Here is a 16,751-nt window from a genome sequence, read left to right as displayed (position 1 = left end):
GGGTCAGCTCCTAGTTGGGTCGGATTGCCGTGGGGGGAGGAGCGGTGCGGCGAACGCGAGCGGGCAGCCGTCGGTGTCGCGGGTCTGCTCGGCGGCGAGGGACAGCGCCACCTGCTCCGCCGAGTCGACGCCGGGCCGGAAATGGAGGCCGTCCGTGACCGCCAGCTCCTGCCAGGCCTGGGAGAGGTACTGGCGCAGTCGGTCCCCGCTGGGTACGCCGGGAGTGGTGGGCGCGGCGAAGGGCTCGGCGCGGACGCCGACACGCACGCCCCGGTGACGCAGGGTCCCCAGCTGCTCCCGCCAGTCCACGGCGCCCGGGCAGCCGGGGACCAAGCCGACCTGCTTGGGCAGTGCCGGCGGCCGCCCCCCGACCACCAGGAGCACCCGGTCGACCGGCTCGGGGGGCTGCCCGTCGGTCATTCTGGCGGCGGCCCTGAGCGCGTCCTCCAGCGAGGAGGTGAGGGTGTCCCGGGGCAGTACCTCCAGGGGCAGCTCCCGCAGTTGCTGCAGCGCCCGGCCGGGTGGCCCCGGCTGCACGGACCGGATGAACGTCCGGTCGGGCTGGTGCTTGTTGCGGGGGTCGTGGTCGTAGTAGCCGATCACGGCGACCCTCCGTAGCCCACCGCCCGCGCCGGCATAGCGTTCCGCGGCGCGAATCAGGTCCCTCGTGAAGCCGACGCGCCCGGCGACCTCGGCCCGGTCGGTGCCGGACATCTCGACCGCGCAGATGAGCTCCAGAGGTCCCGGCAGCCAAAGGCACTGCGGCACGCGGGGGATCACGGCGCACGGGCTCGGTGCGTGTCCGTCCGGCGCCTCGTCCAGGATGCGGCCGTCTTCTGTGCGTACCTCGATCTCGCCCGGCCCGTGCAGGACGAAGGTGAGGCGGGCAGAGCCGAGTACGGGCAGTTCAACGCCGGGCATGCGGATGAGCGGGGGCTGGCGGTCTTCCGGACGGTAGTGACCGGCGAGCAGCGGCAGTACGACGGGCAGGGTCTCGGCCGGCGCGGCGGGGCCGCCTGCCGTGGGCCGCCGGGGCAGCACCGGCGGGCCGCCGTACACGGTGACCGAGGCCGTCCGGGTCTCACCGGGCGCGAGCCGGAGACCGGCCTCGAACAGGACGTGGTGGTGGAGTTCCACCCGAACGTAGTCGCCCGCGGGGGCTCCCGCGCGCGCCAGGAGCAGGGTGTGCGGTCGGCGCAGTGGCGCGCCGCGCAGCAGTCGGCGGACCCGGGCCGTGGTGGCGGACGCCGTGCCCGAACCGGGTGCGGCCTCCGTGGCGCTTTCGGCACTCACCGCGCAGGACTCGTGCAGCACGGCGGCAGCCCGGTCGAGGAGGGTCCAGCCGGGGTCGCCGCGCAGCAGCACCACCGCAGGGGGACGGGGGCCCGTCCCCGCGCGGGCAAGGGGCATAACAGTGTGCAGCCAGTCGCACACGGCCCGGTCGAAGCGCAGGCGGTCCACCGGCTCGACGGTGCCCACGCCGCCGCCGAGCTGGAAGCGGCGCAGGGCGCCCGCGGGGGCGAGCCCGGGGACCACATCGGTCCAGGACGCCTCGGCTTGCGAGCGCGCGTACGGCAGGCCGGCGGCGTCGGCGCCCGCCCGTACCACCGTTGCCCGTTGGGTGCCGAACTCGACGAACAGCACCTCGGGCAGCTCACCGGTGGTGAGCCGGTGCAACAGGTCGGCCAGGGCGTGCGGGTCGGCGGCCGCCTCGGGTGCGGGGGGCGCGACGGGGCCGGGGTGCGGGATGCCGGAGGGCGCCGGGCGAAGCAGCCCGTCGATCTCACCCCGCTCGGCCGGATCGCTCAGCGTGCGCCGGGCCGCGTCGAAATCCCAGGCGTGCGCGGCGGCGGCCAGCTCGGCCGCCGCGGACCGATGGTCCTCCTCGGTCGCGGCCCCCAGGACCGGATCCCCGTTGAGCAGAAATCCGCAGGCTCGGCACCGTCGTTCGCCCCGCCCCGGGTGGAGGCAGACTGGACAGGGCACCACCAGGCCAGACCAATTCTCGTCAGCTCCGGAAGAGAGCAGCACGTTCGCGGCACCCTCTCAGGGCAGCCTGAAGCAACATCCGCACCCGGCACTACCATTGATGGATGTCACATCTGCCCCCTGCCCCCGCTTTGCCGCGGCTTCCCCCTCGCAGCGGCACAGGGCAGTGCCGATGCGAGGCCAGAAGCCCGGTCCGAGATGAGACCGAGGAGCTATCCGGTCACACCGAGCTCTGTAGTCAACTCCTAGACGCCCAGCTTGATTTCTTCGGTTCCCTCCATCGGAGGGCCTATTGTCGCGGGAGCGTTCCCACGCCGCAACCGGTCCTCTGCCTACAGGCGTCCCGTGAGCGCACTTGTGGGCGCCTTGGTGCGCGTCCTCGTATGTGATGAGCCCCCTCACGCCGTGTCGTACAACACCGACGACCTCCATACCCGGCGCGAGCCCGAGCGACCCATGGCTCAAGTCAACCGGATCGTCCGGTCAGGGACTGGTCGCGGTCTGGTCCGGTCTTGGCCGAGAATTCGCTGCACCACTTCCGCCGCCGGAGAACGCACCACGAAGTGGACGTCCCAACGCGCACCCAGGGCAGGCGGACGAGCACAGCGGAGGCCGCCGGCACGGCGCAAGCTCTCCCCGCTCCCGCCCTCGGGGCACCAGAGTGCGGAGACACCCTGGTCCCGCAGTTGGGCTCTGATGACCGCCCCATGCTGCCTGGGGGCAGCATTCGCACGGTGATCGTCATTCGCCTTCCCGATCGGACTGCCCGGGAGCCGAGCGCACTGGCCTGGCGGGGGAAGCCAGCGAAGAGGCTGCCGATGTCAGAGGCCATCGGCTTACCGATCAACGGGCTTGTCTGATCGAACGGGGTTCCTGATCGGGTGATCGCGCACTGACACAACGGATCCGGGGTCGGCTCTCTTGTATCGGGCAAAGCAATGGACAAAGGCTTTCTTCACCCGGCCAGCCACATGATCGGCAATCCGGACCCGAGAGCCGGGCGCGCTGCGGCGGCGGCCCGGTCCCGTACGAGACCCGTGAGGAGGCCGGACAGCCGCCCCGCTGCGCCATGGCCGGCATCCGCCGCACCGCACGCCGTCGCCGCCCTGGCCGACTACCACGGTGGCCGGCTCGCCGTCACCCTGCCGCACGGCCTCATCGCCACTGGGTGAAGTTGTGAGACTGTCTTCGGGCAGTGAGCGTTGTGTGGTTGTCGTGGCCGAGCAGCGGTACGGGGAGAAGCAGAAATGGCCATATCGACGGAAGACGCCGATGGACTCGTCGCGGCGGCGCGAAAGTTGAGGGTCGAGGGTTCGCTGGAGGACTGTGCGGCCGTGGCCGAGGCCTGCAACCATGCCATGGACGCCGGGGCTCCGCTGAGCATCACGCAGCCGACGGTTGAGCTTTTGGCCGCCTGCCGTGCCAGGATTCCCCAGGACGACCAATGGCAGGCCGATCTCCTTGGACTCGAGTCCGTGGCCTGGCATCACCGGTACCGACGCACCGGAGTGGACGAGGATCTGCGGCGGGCGACCGCGGCAATCGACACGGCCTGCGCCCTCGCCGACCCCGGTCATCGCTCCCACCATCGGCTCCGGGCCCAGCAGGCCCTCATTCACTCGTTGCGGCCGGGTTCGGGGGCGGTTCCCCTCGATGTGCTGAGGGAGGCGGTGGAGGCCGGCGACCCCAATCCGCGAAACCACGCGGTCAACATGATCAACCTCGCGGGCCAGCTGAATCTGCGTTACCTCGCCACGCGGGACTTCTCCGCCCTGGACGAAGCCATCGGTCTTGCCGAGCGGGCTCTGGCTCTCGACACCCGTACGGACGACGACGACTACTCATGGCGTCTGCTGTGGGCCGGACAGCTCTACGCTCAGAAGGGACACGACACCCGGAATCCTCCGATGCTCAAGAGGGGGGTGGAGCTGCTCCAGAAGGCCGTGACACAACTGCCGCCTGGTCATTCCTTCTTGCCCGGCCTGCTCAACCAGCTCGGAGGCGCCATGCACGCGCATTCCAGGCTGAGCGGTCCGGGAGATGCCGCGCGCAGCGAACTCACTGTGGCCGTCCACATGATGCGAGCCGCGCTGCGCGCGACCGACCCGACGGTGCCGGACTACCCCACGTTCGCCTCCAATCTGAGCATGGCCCTGGCGGGCCTTTCGGAGGAGACCGGGGATCCCTCCCTGCTGGACGAGGCGATCGACACGGCCGAGAAGGGAAGCCGCGCATCCGCTGCCGGCCCCACGGCCCGCGAGGCGGAGACCATCACCTCGGTGGTGGGGCTCCTGCGCAGCAGGCGGGACCGGGACGACCCCGCGGCGGCGATCCAGGCGCTCTCCACGAGTTTCGACGGATCCCACCGGCTCGACGCGGTTCTGGCCGGACAGCTCGGCGCCGGCTTGGCTGCCCGAGTCGGTGACTGGGAGACCGCCGCACGGCTGATCCTGCGCGCGGTGGAGATCCTTCCGCATGCCGCCTCGGAGGCTCTGAGCGTGGAGGACCGGGAGAAGGGCCTGTCCACGATGGCCACCAGCCTGGCCCGTGACGCCTGCGCGCTCGTACTCCGGACGGGCGGTTCGGCGGACCAGGCGCTGCAGGCCCTGGAGACCGGCCGGGCGACGCTGGTCGGCCAGGCTCTCACCCGGCGCAGCGATGCCGATCTCGATCCGGTTCGTGCGCTCGCTCCGCGCCTGGCGGAGCGCATGCGGGAACTCCGCGCGGACCTGGCGCAGGTGGAGGACGCACCCTACGGCCCGGCCGCCGACCGCCGTCACCGGCTGACCAACGCCATCCACGAGGTGACACTGCAGATCCGTGCCGTTCCCGGTCTGGAGGACTATCTCCGCGCGCCCGGCACGGACGTGCTGCGCCGGCGGGCAGGGGCAGTCCCGGTGGTCACCCTCAACGTGAGCGATTACCGGTGCGACGCGCTCGTCCTCCGGGCCGACGAGGAGACCGGTGTGGTTCCGCTGTCCGATCTCGTCCTGCACGACGTGACAGAGAACGTCCGACGGTTCGCCACCGCGACGGCTGAGCTGACCCGGTGGCCCGCGCCGGGGCCCGCCGCAGCGAAGAAGCACCAGCAGGTGGTACGGGAGGTTCTCGCGTGGCTCTGGGAGGCGGTCGCGGAACCAGTGCTCTCCGCGCTGGGCATCACATCCGCTCCGCAGGACGGCGGTCTCCCGTCCCGCCTGCGCTGGTCGGCGACCGGTCCGCTGACAATGCTTCCCCTGCACGCCGCCGGGCTGCCCGAAGTACCCGGCGCGTGTGTGGCGGACCGTGTCGTCTCGTCGTACACGCCGACTCTGAGGTTGCTCGACGATGCTTGTTCCCCGGCCGCGGGGACGAGTCGCCGTGCGGGGCACCTGGTCGTTCCGGTGCCCCACTCCTCGCTCATGCCGCACCGGCCGTTGGAAGGAGCCGGGAGGGAGGCGGCACACGTGGTCTCGACCGTTCCAGGGGCTCTGCCGCTGCCAGCGGAGGCGGTGTCGGCGCTTGCCGTGCGGGCCGGTCTGCGGGGCGCCCGGGGCGTCCACTTCGCCTGTCACGGGCAGAGCGACGCGCAGCACCCGTCACGCAGCCAACTGGTCCTACGGGACGAGACCCTCACCGTCGCCGACCTGATGACGGAGCGACTGGACGGTCTCGAACTGGCCGTTCTCTCGGCCTGCAGCACAGCAGACGCCGGTGAGCAACTGCCCGACGAAGTCCTCCACCTGACCTCCGCCTTCCGCGTCGCGGGGGCCCGCCATGTGGTGGGCACCCTGTGGGAGACCGGCGACCGGTCCGCGGCCGAGTTCACCAAGGCGTTCTACACCTCTCTTGGCACACTGCCGTACGACGGCACCCGGGAGACCGCGGACGACAGAGTGGCCGCCGCCGTGCACAGGGCGGTGCGGCAGGTCCGCGCGCAGCAGCCTTCCCCGCGGGCCTGGGCACCGTTCGTACACGTGGGCTGACCTGTCGTGGGCCGTTGACCCGACGCGACATCAGGCGCGCCGTGTCACGAGCCGCCGGATGCGGTGCCACGCCTGCGGACCGGCGGACCGGACGGAGCCCGCCAGCGTTGCGGCGCGGGAGTAGCGGGAGGGGCAGTAGCGGCGAGCCGCTTGTGGAGCACGGGGGCCAGCTGCAGTCCCACCTCGGCGGGGGAGGCGGCCGACGGAGGCGTGATATCCAGCGAGCGCGCCACGGGACGCAGGCCGATGTCGACGGCGCTCTCCACCAGTGCGGCCAGCTCCACCGTGTGCTGCCGGGCGAGCACCCATCCGGCGCACAGGACCGCCGCACCGATCACTGCGGCCGGCCACCACCAGCAGCCCAACACCAGGTAGCCCAGCCCCCAGGCGCCCACGATGGTGGCGGACTCGACCGCGGTGATCACGGCCCGCAGTTCCTTCCGCACGTGCGGAGCCAGAACGAGCCAGAGCCGGGGCCAGAGCATCTCCAGGTCGATCTGGTAGTAGTCCGACACTCGCTGCTCGACGTCCCGCATGTGCCGTCCCAGGGACCCCGGCCACCGGGCGAACCACAGGAGCATCACCACCTGTCCGGTCATCCTCGCCGTCAGTCCGGCCAGTGCCGCCAGCACGATCAGCCCGGCCGCGATCGCTCCGAGGGTGCCGGGGCGGGTGTCTTGCGCGCCCTCGTACCAGCCGGAGAGGGTATCGGCCAGGTGCCTGCGGTTCGTGGCATGACTCTGGCCCAGAGCGGAGGCTACCCAAGCGGCGGTGACGAACAGGCAGCCAGGGAGGGTGAGCAGGGAGAGCCAGCGCTCGACGACTTTGCCGCCGAGCCCGGCGAGGAACCCCGTCACGACGGCGATGTCCACTTCTCGGGCATCACAGCCCCCTGGACCGAGCAGCGCCGTTGCTCCTCAGGTGCGCCCGCCTCGGCGTCGCGCGAACAGACCCCGTTCGGGCAGACGGCCCGGAGGACCGCGCCCATGCCGCCCCGCAGTCCTGAGACCATGACGTAGCCCCCGCCGCGGGAAACCTCGACCTCCTGACCCATGGACCGTAGGGCAGCACCAAGCCGGTCCGTACAGTCCTCACCCCGGGCCGCGGCAGCCACACATTCCTCGAGTTCGGCCCGCTGAGCCTCCGTCTCCGCAACGTCTCGCAGTTCGTCCAGATATGTGCAGCACCACGCGATGAGGTCGGATCCGGTCACTTGCGCTTCTCCCCCCGTACCGACCGTGCAGTCACGGCCGTTCCCGTCGGTCCCTGGGCAATCTTCAAGAAGCATATGGAAGTTGAAGATCCGACACACTGGCCACTGAGCGACTCTGTCGGGGATCTTGAGGTTTCTCGCAGCAAGGGCCTCGTCGAGGATGTCGGTCCGGGAGACCGGACGGCCGGGTTCGGCGACAGCGGATTCGAGGAGTCGTACGAAGTGCCGCGCCATGCGCCCGACGGTCTCCTCGTCGAAGAGCCCCGTAGCGTAGACCAGTTGGGCCTGGAAACTGTCCTCCGCCGCGTCGTTGGCCTGGAGTTCCAGGTCGCACTTGGCGATACGGCTGGTCACCGGGCAGGGCTCGACGTCGAGATCCCCGAGCTCGAGATCGCCGTCGCCGCGCTGGTGCATGGTGACCGCCACCTGGTACAGCGGCGTCCGGGACATGTCGCGTCCGGCCGCAACTCGTCGACCAGCTGCGCGAAGGGCACCGCCTGATGGTCGTGGCGTCGGCGAGGGTGGTGCGGGCGCGCGCCACGAGATCGTCGAAGCTCGCATCGTTCTGCCAGCGCCCCACGCATCACGAGGCTGTTGATGCCGTAGCCGATCAGCGCGTCCAACTGCGGGTGGGTGCGGCCCGAGACGGTCGTGCCGACGGGGACGTCGCGCCAGCCGGTGTAGCGGGACACCAGGGCCTGGAAGGCCGAGAGCAGTACGACGAAAGACGGCCTCGCCACCGCTGTCTCCCGCATTCGCCGACGCGGCGGAGGCCCACCAGATCCTCGGCGCCATCCCCGTCGAACGCAACGCAACAAGCGCGATCGCCGCGTCAGCCGGCCCGTGTCTTCGGTAGATGTGTCGACATCGTCACGGCAAGCGCATCTCCGCAGGTCACATGGGGCTTGCCACGACCAGCCCTTGATTGCGGCTCCTGCCCAGGACTCTAACCTGCGGCCAGCGGCCGAGCTTTCACAGGTGCAGAGTGGATTCCACGGTGATCCGTGATACCGGCAACCACCGCCCGCAACGGTTCCCATCTGTCTGGTGCCCTGCCGGGGGCACCAGGTCAAAGGGCCCCGAACCGATCTTGGGTCCTAGGAGTCGTCGCAACACCCCAGCTCGGGGGGTGCGATGGACTTCGAGGTTCGGGACCGTTCGGTCAGCCAGGGGCGCGGTTCCTTGACCGGAACGGCGCGTCCGACTTCAGCACTTGCAGCAGGATGTGAGCAACGCGGAGGCATGCCGGATCGTCGGGATCAACGTCCGGACGGGGAAGCCATGGCGTAACGGCCGCGCCCCGTCCGACCGGAACATCGGGGCGCCGCCGATCACAGCGGTGGCGCCTTCTCCCGGCCCTTCGCGGTACTTGCGTGAGGCCGACCGGCTCCACACAGCCGACCGGTTGTCAGCGGCGTTCTTGCTTGGCGAGCCTGCCCGCAAGTCTCGTGCGTTGGCGAATGTGGCCGCCAGTACCCAGCACAGCGATGTCACCGATACCCTCGGTTACCGCCACGTCACCACGACCCGCCTTGCGTCCGAGGCCGGCACGGTTCAATCACAGCATCGCGGGGGCGCACAGGTCGCACGGGGCACTCGCGGACAGCACCGAGGGGGACACGCATGGGGAGTGACGCCGCATGGCTGGAATGAAGCTCTATTCACTCGAATCCAATGATCCGCAGCGGCTCGGCCCCTACCGGTTGCTGCGGCGGATCGCCACGGGCGGGATGGGCCGCATCTATCTCGCGCGGCAGGAGGAGGCGGCAGCGGGCGCCGTGAGTGCTGCCGGGCCCACCGGAACCGTGGTGGACCATCCTCTGGTCGCGGTCAAGACGCTCCTCGCTGAGGGCTTCGTCAGCAGGCCGGACCGGGACCGGTTCGCCCGCGAGGTGGAGTTGGCCGGACGCGTCGAGAGCGCGTCCACGGCCAAGGTCCTGGCCTCCGACGCGACGGCGAAGCGCCCGTGGCTGGCCATCGAGTTCATTCCGGCACCCAACTTGGCCGAACTCGTCGGCGAGGCAGGGCCGTTACCTGTTGACGCTGTGCGATGGATCGCGGCCGAGGCAGCGCGTGCGCTGGTCGAACTACACGACGTGGGGGTCGTCCACCGGGATGTCAAACCCCAGAACATCCTGCTGACCCGGGACGGGCCCCGCCTCATCGACTTCGGCATCTCGCACGCCCATGACCACACCAGCTCCGCGACGACGATCGGCACCTTCCCGTTCACGTCGCCGGAGCAGGCGTCCGGCAGGAAGTCCACCACCGCGTCCGACATGTACTCGCTGGGAGCGACACTCTTCTTCCTCGCGGTCGGCCGCCCCCCGTACCAGCAGACCGACCACTCCATCGGGCTTCTGGCTCTCGTCCAGCGCGCCGAGCTCGACACGGAGGGGCTGCCTTCGCAACTAGAGCCGCTGATCCTCCCGTTGCTGAGGGCCGAGCCCGAGGAGCGGCCCGCACCCACCGATGTACTGCGGGATTGCCTGCGCGGTCTCGACCCGCCGACGGCGACCGGAGAGGCCGCACGGTGGCTGCCGCTGGAGTGGACCACGCTCATCGAGGAGTACGCGGAGCAGGGGCGTCAACTGCAGGATGGCGCGATCGACTTCGATACGGCCGACGCACGGACACGGGTGGGGCCCGGGGCCGTCCGGGAGGGTTCGGACGAGGCCGTCAGCTCGATGCGCGAACAACTGGAGGCCCTACGCAAGCAGCGGGACGCCCTGGCGCAGGCGCAAGCCGAGGAGCGGGCGCAGGCGGAGGAGCGGGAGCGGCGGCGCCAGGAGGAGGAGCGTAGGCGCCGGGAGGAGGCGCGCAAAGCGGCGGACCGAGCGGAGAAGGAGCGCGCGGAGAAGGAACGTGCGGAGAAGGAGCGCGAACGCGTAGCGCGGGCGCGGACTCAGACCTCCCCCCACGGCACCACCTCGACGTCCTCTACCTCCTTGCCCTCCTCGACGCCGAGGACTCCGGCGAAGTCCGCCTCGAAGACATCGAACAGCTCCGAAGGCTGGGTCGGGCTGCTCGTGGGCGCGGTCATCATCGGGCTCCTGTTCTGGCAGCCCTGGGACAAGAAGGATGACAACAGCCCGGCCAGCAGCCCTCAGCCGACATACAGTTCCGGCCTGGCCAGCGGTGGCAGCAGCGGCGACACCTCGTCCGGCTCCGACGGCTCCTCCAGCTTGCCGAGCAGCGACTCGGACGACTACTCGTCGAGCGGCGGCTCGAACGACTACGAGCCCGAGCCCGAACCGGAGACCAGCTCACCGGAGCCCGACCCCACCGAGGACGCCTTCAAAGCCGTCTCGGTCGGGGACTGCCTGGACGTCTTCGACACCGGGTACGGTGGCGAGGAGAAGTACGACTGGAGCGAGGAAGAGCCGAACACGACGCCTTGCAGCATCGCGCGCGTGCGGGTCTACCGCACGACCGGCGACTGCCTCCGCGCCCCAGACCAGGCGACCTGGTCGTACTACTCCAGCAGCAGCGGCGAGCGCACCGCGCTCTGTCTCGAAGGCCAGTACCACAGCGGCGACTGCCTGCTCGCCAACAACGACGGCGACTCCGCCAGCATCGCGCTGCTGTCGTCCGTGAACTGCACGGACAGACAGGTCCCCAGCGCGTACAACGACATCTTCGTCATCACGGCCATCTACCGGGCGACGGCGAGCACCACCAACGCGGTCTGCCGTGCCGGGCAGTACGACACGAACACATACTGGTCCCAGAAGGTGGACGACGGCGCCACGCTGTTGTGCCTGAAGGCGTACGACTGAGCTCGCCGCAGCTGACGGGGGCTGATTCTGGTTCCCACACTGGAATTTTCCTCAGAAGTCCCTGAACGGTCCGAGACACACAAGGTGGCCGGGCACGATCGTCTTGACGATCACCACACGACGGTCATCAAACCGGACAATCCGGATCACTATGTGGCGGTGCACGAAGAAGCAGAACCCGTGGTGCCGGTGCAGCCGGAAGTGAGGGATGTGGTTCCGGTCACCGAACCCGTGGCCTGGCCGGACGTCGCCGAGCCCGAGCCCGTTGTCTTGGCCGTGGCCGACCCGCCCCACATTGTCGGATCCCGAAGCCGTTCCGGGTTGCGGCATGGTGCTGGTGGTGGGCGGAGTCGGGCTGGGTTGCGGCATGGTGCTGGTGGTGGGCGGAGTCGGGCTGGGTTGCGGATCTGCCATGGCGGGCGCCGCCCCCGTGAAGGCCACCCCGGCTACCAAGAGGGGGATGATCGTGGCTGTTGAGAGACGCATGACACGTGACCTCCTGGGCGGCTGTGCCCCATATGACGTCTACGTGTACGTATCTGGCGTCCCCAGAGATTGCACTGGTGGCGGTGGACGATCGCCTTGCAGCCGAGGCGCTCGGCGACGCGCCAGTCGACACGCACGGAGGCTCGCAGGCTCGACGATCAAGGGCGTCGTTGTGCGCCCGCGGGGGGGTGATGCGGGACATCCGTTCCCGTCTGGTCGTCCTGTACGGAGTCCAGGTCTCACCGAACCTGATCAGCAAGACCGCCGACGCGGTCGCCGATGAACCCGCCATGTGGCAGAACCGCCCGGCCGACAGAGCCTGCTGGCAAGCATTTCCAAACACGCGACCGGTTCATGGAAATGTTTGCCGTCGGTTCATGGTGGTGTCACTCGCCCCAGCCGGGCCCGGCCTAGCCTGACGCCGTGGACGAGATCAGAAGCGACTCCGAAGTGGCAGCACATGTGCCTGTGTTGGTGCCATCACTCAGCCCCAGCGACCGGCGCATCGCAGCCACCGTCATGGAAGCCGGCGCAGCCGCCGCGAAGAACGCCGCTCTTGGATGACGGGCCGGCGAGTCGGCTGGATGTCGGGCCCGGGAAACGTCATCGAGGCCGCGACCGCCATCCAGGCCATCCGGGCCATGCAGGCCCATACGATCCTTCGCGACAGACTGAGTTTGTGCCAGTCGACGTTTGAGCCTCGCGGACTGATTCAAGCCCCCCCTGACGGCGCCTTCCGCTCCCTACCCGACGTGGCTCGCTTTTGATCCCCTGTCGATGTCCTCGCCGTGTTCATCGGCCGGGGCGTCGCGACCCGTCTGGAAGCCATTTCAGTAGCCGCAGCCGGTACGTACCGGCTCGGCTTCGCGATCGCGAGAAGCACCCCGCCGCCGGGCCGCGGATCATCGCCCCGACCCTGATGGCGTTCGTCGACGACGCCCGCCCCGGCCCGGTCTCGGGCACGGTCACCTCCACCACACACATATCCAGAAAGGCAGGACCGTCATGACCACCATCAGAGCGCACCGCACCCCCATGAACCGGCGCCGACTCTTCAGCCTGGCCGGCTCGACCGCCGCCGGTGTGGCCCTCACCGCGTGCGGGAGCAGTGGCTCGGGCTCCGCCAAGACCGTCACGATCGAGTACTGGCACCAGTTCTCCGCCGCCTATGGCGGAGCCACGATGGAAAAGCTGATCGCGAAGTTCAACAAGCAGAACCCCGACATCCGTGTGATCAGCAGCTACAAGGACGCGGCGACCCAGCCTCTGCAGTTGTTGCAGCCCACGTTCGTCGGAGGGGCCAACCCACCCGACGTCGGCGCGATCTACTTCGGCAGCGAGCTCCTCGGGTTCGTGGCGAACAAGTTCCCCTACATCAGCGTGGACCAGCTCGCCGAAAAGTTCTCCGGCAAGGACTTCCTCGCGAAGATGCCGAGCAATATGTTGCAGGCCGCGCAGGTCGGTTCGACCCAGGTCGGCCTGCCGCTGTACGCCGCCGTGCTGATGGGCATCTACAACGTCGATGTCTTGCGCGGCGCCGGCGTCGACCCCGCGAGCCTGACCACCTGGGACAACTGGCGGGCCGCGGCCCCGAGGATCCGGCAGCGGACCGGTGCGCCGCCGCTGTGGATCCACCTCGATTCCACCGACAACTGGGGCTCCCAGACGCTCGTCGAGGGCAACGGCGGGCGCTTCGTCGGGTGCGGGCCCGATGGCGCCAAGGCCGCCTTCGCCGAATCCGCCGGGGTGGAAGCGATAGAGATGTGGACCGGCCTTGTGCGCGACGGTCTCGCCAGCCCCTCCCGCTCGGCCGCTGCCCAGCAGGCGTTCATGGCCGGCCGGCTCCCGGTGGTGTTCACGACCCCGGGCCTGTACGGGACCTTCAAGTCCCAAGCGAAGTTCGAGATCGCCGGCACACCCGCCCCGTCGTTCGGGTCGAAGCCGCAACGCCTGCCGATCGGCGGCAAGCTCATGGTCTGCTTCGCCCGTGACGAACGTAAGCAGGAGGCGTCGTGGCGGCTGATGCAGTTCCTGGCCTCACCCGAGAGCCAGGCGGCCCTCGACAAGGCGACGGGCTATCTCCCGGTCCGCCAGGACGTTCCGCCTCCCGCCGACGCATTCGGCAGGCTCGGCGTCAAGCAGGTCGCGTTCGCCGTGCCCCGCCAGGGCTTCCCCGGTCCGCAGGGCCCGCAGGCCGCGCAGGCGGTGTTCGACGGGATGGTCTCGTTGTTGAACTCGCGCACCGAGGTCAAACCGGCGCTGGCCCGGATCGCCGCGAAGGTTGACGGCCTGGTCGAGGGGCAGCCGTGCCGGTGACCGCCAAGGTGACGGCGCGGTCGAGCCGCCGCACACAGGTCCTGCCCGGCCCGCGCCGCACGCAGGTCCTGCCCGGTCCGCGCCGCGTGCAGGTGTGGACCCGGCTGCGGCCCTATGTGTGCACCGGCCCGGCACTGGTGCTGCTGGTGCTGTTCCTGTTCCTGCCGCTGCTGCTGGCCGCGGTGCTGAGCCTGTTCCAATGGAACCTGATCTCGCCCACCCCGACCTGGGTCGGCCTGGACAACTACCGGGAGCTGTTCACCCCGGAGTCCGGCACGCTGGCCGTGCAGAGCCTTGAGTATGTGGGTCTGGCGGTGCTGGGCAGCTTCGTCCTGCCGATCGCGCTCGCGGTGCTCACCCGCTGGGCTGGACCGCGCAGCGCGGCGCTCTATCAGGCCGTGCTGTTCACCCCGACGGTGATCGCGGCCGCCGTTGCCGGGCTGGTCTGGCAGTTCCTGTTGCTGCCCGATGCCGGTCCGGTCGACGCGGTGCTCAGGCACCTCGGGCTGGGAGCGCACGACTGGCTCAACTCGCCGCAGACCGCGCTGGTGGCGGTGAGTGTCATCGCGACGTGGAAGTTCTTCGGGTTCAACTACGTGGTGGCGCTCGCCGGAGTGTCGGCCGTGCCGGCTCCGCAGCTGGAAGCCGCCCGGATCGACGGGGCCGGCACGCTCCAGTTGATGCGCTACGTGATGCTGCCGATGATGGCGCCGACCATCCTGTTCCTGTTGCTCACAACGGTGTTGCAGGCCCTGCCCAACGTCTTCGTCTTCATCCAGATCATCACTCAGGGTGGGCCCAGCGGCGCGTCGAACAACGTGCTGTACGAGTCCTACCGCGACGCATTCCAACAGCTCGCCGTCGGGCCTGGTGCGGCCACCTCCATCGCCCTGGTCGTGGTGCTCGCCGCAGCCGCGATCTGGCAGTTTCGACTCCTGGACAGGCGCGTGCACTATGACCACTAGCCTCCGCACCACCACCAACAACACCTCCACCAACAACACCGCCAGCAACAACACCGCCACCAACACCCGCCCGCGTCACATGAAACCTCGGGCGGGCCGGCTCGCCGTGCAGTTCGTGATGGGAGCAGCGTGCATCCTCACGGTCGCACCTGTGGTCTGGATGATCGGGATCAGCCTCAAACGACCGGCCGACATCTTCGGCAGCCCGCTCAACCCGCTGCCGACGCACCCCACACTGGCCAACTACGTCGACGCCTTCACCACCAGCGACGTCCCCCATCAGTTCCTCAACAGCATGATCTTCGCCGGAGGCACCACGCTCGGGCAGCTCGCTGTCGCCGTCCCGGCCGCCTACGCGTTCAGCCAGTGGACCTTCCGCGGCGCGAACGTCCTCTTCACGATCTTCCTCGCGTCGCTGCCCATCCCGTTCATCGTCTTCCTGATCCCGAACTACATCCTGGTGGCCCAGGCCGGACTGCTGAACACCTACGCGGGCCTGATCATCCCTCAACTGGCCGGCGCCTACGGGGTCTTCCTGCTGCGCCAGCATTTCCGGACGTTCCCCCGGGCCATCCTGGAAGCGGCCCGGCTCGACGGCGCGAGCGAAACGACCGTCATCACGCGCATCCTGCTGCCGGCCGTCCGCGGGCCGGTCGTGTCGCTGGGCGTCTTTGTCTTCGTCGGCGCGTGGAACGAGTACGTCTGGCCGAACCTGGTGGCGCCCCGCCCCGACATGCAGATCCTGACCGTCGGCCTCGCCCAGTTCGCCAGCGCCGAGGGCGGCAACCAGTGGGGGCCGACGATGGCCGCCGCGACCCTGGTTTCCGTCCCCACCCTCGCCGCGTATCTGCTGCTCAGGCGCCAGATCGTCGCCGCCGTCGCGGCCGGCGCCGTGCATGGATGACCACCCCGGAGACCGACACATGACCACCGAGCACCAGCTGATCGTCGATGGCCACAACGACCTGTTGTGGAAACACCGCACGTTGGCCGACCTCGACTTCGGCCGCCTCGACCTCGCGCAGGAGCAGCCACGGCTGCACACCGACCTCGTCCGCCTCAACCGAGGGGGCGTCGGGGCGCAGTTCTGGTCGATCTGGGTACCCTGCACCACCGACCGGGCCGAGATCCCCGCCCTGACCCTCGCGCAGATCGAGGCGGTCCACCGGATGTGCGAGACCTATCCGCACCTCACGACCGTGGCCCGGTCCGCCGACGACGTCGAACGCTGCTTCGCCGAGGGCCGGATCGCGTCGCTCATGGGCCTGGAGGGCGGGCACCAGATCCTCGACTCACTCGATGTCCTGCGCTTTCTGCACCGCAGCGGAATCAGGTATATGACGTTGACGCACAACGCGAACACCGACTGGGCCGACAGCGCGACCGACCGGCCGAGCGCAGGCGGTCTCACCGCGTTCGGCGAGCAGGTGGTGACGACGATGAACGAGCTCGGCATGCTCGTCGACCTCTCGCACTGTGCCGACACCACCGTCGACCATGTCGCACGTATCACCACCGCGCCGCTGTTCTTCTCGCACTCCGGCGCCCGAGCGCTGTGCGACCACCCCCGCAATGTCAGCGATGACACGCTGCGGGCGGTCGGCGCCAGTGGCGGCATCGTCATGGTCGTCTTCCTCCCCGAGTTCCTGTCCGGCGAGTACGGTGCCTGGTCCGCGGCCCGCAAAGCCCGGCAGCGGGAGTGGACCGGACCGGACGCGGCCGCCCGGGAAGCCGCCTGGCTCGCGGACAACCCCAAGCCCCCCTGCGGCATCCGGGAGATCAGTGACCACATCGAGCATGTCCGTGCCGTCGCCGGGATCGACCACGTCGGAATCGGCAGCGACTTCGACGGTATGACACCCCCCGACGACATGGCCTCGGTGGACCGCTACCCCGCACTGCTCGCAGAGCTCGACCGGCGCGGCTGGTCGAGCTCCGATCTGGCCGCGCTGACCCACGGCAATGTGCTGCGCGTCCTGCGCACGACCGAGGCGTGCGCAGGAAAGGTCACGAAAAGGTAGACGCCCCGTGGGCCCCA

The 16,751-nt window shown here is 69.6% G+C and carries 9 protein-coding genes and 2 pseudogenes; 8 read left to right on the top strand and 3 right to left on the bottom strand.

The window, feature by feature from the left end; all coding sequences use genetic code 11:
* Nucleotides 1-3 precede the first annotated feature (3 nt).
* Nucleotides 4-1,989, bottom strand: a complete 1,986-nt coding sequence (locus ACWEKM_RS21740) for a hypothetical protein (RefSeq protein WP_451622824.1) — start codon at nt 1,987-1,989, stop codon at nt 4-6.
* 1,247 nt (nt 1,990-3,236) lie between these two features.
* On the opposite strand from ACWEKM_RS21740, the gene ACWEKM_RS21735 reads away from it, so the two are divergent.
* Nucleotides 3,237-5,954, top strand: coding sequence for a CHAT domain-containing protein (locus tag ACWEKM_RS21735; RefSeq protein WP_451622823.1), 2,718 nt, complete (start codon nt 3,237-3,239; stop codon nt 5,952-5,954).
* Nucleotides 5,955-5,998: 44 nt separating this feature from the next.
* On the opposite strand, the gene ACWEKM_RS21730 is transcribed toward ACWEKM_RS21735, so the two are convergent.
* Nucleotides 5,999-6,826: a hypothetical protein gene (locus ACWEKM_RS21730; protein ID WP_451622822.1), complete on the bottom strand. Its 828-nt coding sequence runs from the start codon at nt 6,824-6,826 to the stop codon at nt 5,999-6,001.
* A pseudogene (locus ACWEKM_RS21725) lies at nt 6,808-7,922 on the bottom strand (condensation domain-containing protein). Before ACWEKM_RS21725 ends, ACWEKM_RS21730 begins: the two are co-directional and overlap by 19 nt.
* Nucleotides 7,923-8,807: 885 nt before the next feature.
* On the opposite strand from ACWEKM_RS21725, the gene ACWEKM_RS21720 reads away from it, so the two are divergent.
* From ACWEKM_RS21720 to ACWEKM_RS21690, 7 genes and pseudogenes are all read left to right on the top strand, one after another.
* The gene (locus ACWEKM_RS21720; RefSeq protein ID WP_451622821.1) at nt 8,808-10,946 is read left to right on the top strand and encodes a serine/threonine protein kinase; all 2,139 of its coding nucleotides are present in this window, start codon (nt 8,808-8,810) and stop codon (nt 10,944-10,946) included.
* Nucleotides 10,947-11,562: 616 nt separating this feature from the next.
* Nucleotides 11,563-11,758: pseudogene (locus ACWEKM_RS21715) on the top strand (IS256 family transposase); the annotation flags it as partial.
* 97 nt (nt 11,759-11,855) lie between these two features.
* Nucleotides 11,856-11,996 (top strand): hypothetical protein, encoded by a 141-nt coding sequence (locus ACWEKM_RS21710; protein ID WP_451622820.1) that lies wholly within the window; start codon nt 11,856-11,858, stop codon nt 11,994-11,996.
* Nucleotides 11,997-12,437: 441 nt separating this feature from the next.
* Complete coding sequence (locus ACWEKM_RS21705; RefSeq protein WP_451622819.1) at nt 12,438-13,748, top strand: extracellular solute-binding protein; 1,311 nt, start codon at nt 12,438-12,440, stop codon at nt 13,746-13,748.
* Nucleotides 13,739-14,713 (top strand): carbohydrate ABC transporter permease, encoded by a 975-nt coding sequence (locus tag ACWEKM_RS21700; protein ID WP_451622818.1) that lies wholly within the window; start codon nt 13,739-13,741, stop codon nt 14,711-14,713. Before ACWEKM_RS21705 ends, ACWEKM_RS21700 begins: the two co-directional genes overlap by 10 nt.
* Nucleotides 14,703-15,617, top strand: a complete 915-nt coding sequence (locus tag ACWEKM_RS21695) for a carbohydrate ABC transporter permease (RefSeq protein WP_451622817.1) — start codon at nt 14,703-14,705, stop codon at nt 15,615-15,617. The genes ACWEKM_RS21700 and ACWEKM_RS21695 overlap by 11 nt, the downstream gene beginning before the upstream one ends.
* A 19-nt stretch (nt 15,618-15,636) precedes the next feature.
* Entirely contained in the window at nt 15,637-16,734 is a 1,098-nt protein-coding gene (locus ACWEKM_RS21690) for a dipeptidase (RefSeq protein ID WP_451622816.1), read from the top strand.
* The last annotated feature ends 17 nt before the right edge of the window (nt 16,735-16,751 follow it).

The sequence above is a fragment of the Streptomyces sp. NPDC004752 genome, assembly GCF_053601275.1.
The sequence above is the reverse complement of the archived record's forward strand: the minus strand, read 5'-3'. Positions and strand labels throughout refer to the sequence as shown.

Excerpts from the sequence above, each read along its gene's own strand:
- ACWEKM_RS21735 (WP_451622823.1), top strand. The coding sequence starts at position 3,237 with ATGGCCATATCGACGGAAGACGCCGATGGACTCGTCGCGGCGGCGCGA.
- ACWEKM_RS21720 (WP_451622821.1), top strand. The coding sequence starts at position 8,808 with ATGGCTGGAATGAAGCTCTATTCACTCGAATCCAATGATCCGCAGCGG.
- ACWEKM_RS21705 (WP_451622819.1), top strand. The coding sequence starts at position 12,438 with ATGACCACCATCAGAGCGCACCGCACCCCCATGAACCGGCGCCGACTC.
- ACWEKM_RS21695 (WP_451622817.1), top strand. The coding sequence starts at position 14,703 with ATGACCACTAGCCTCCGCACCACCACCAACAACACCTCCACCAACAAC.
- ACWEKM_RS21690 (WP_451622816.1), top strand. The coding sequence starts at position 15,637 with ATGACCACCGAGCACCAGCTGATCGTCGATGGCCACAACGACCTGTTG.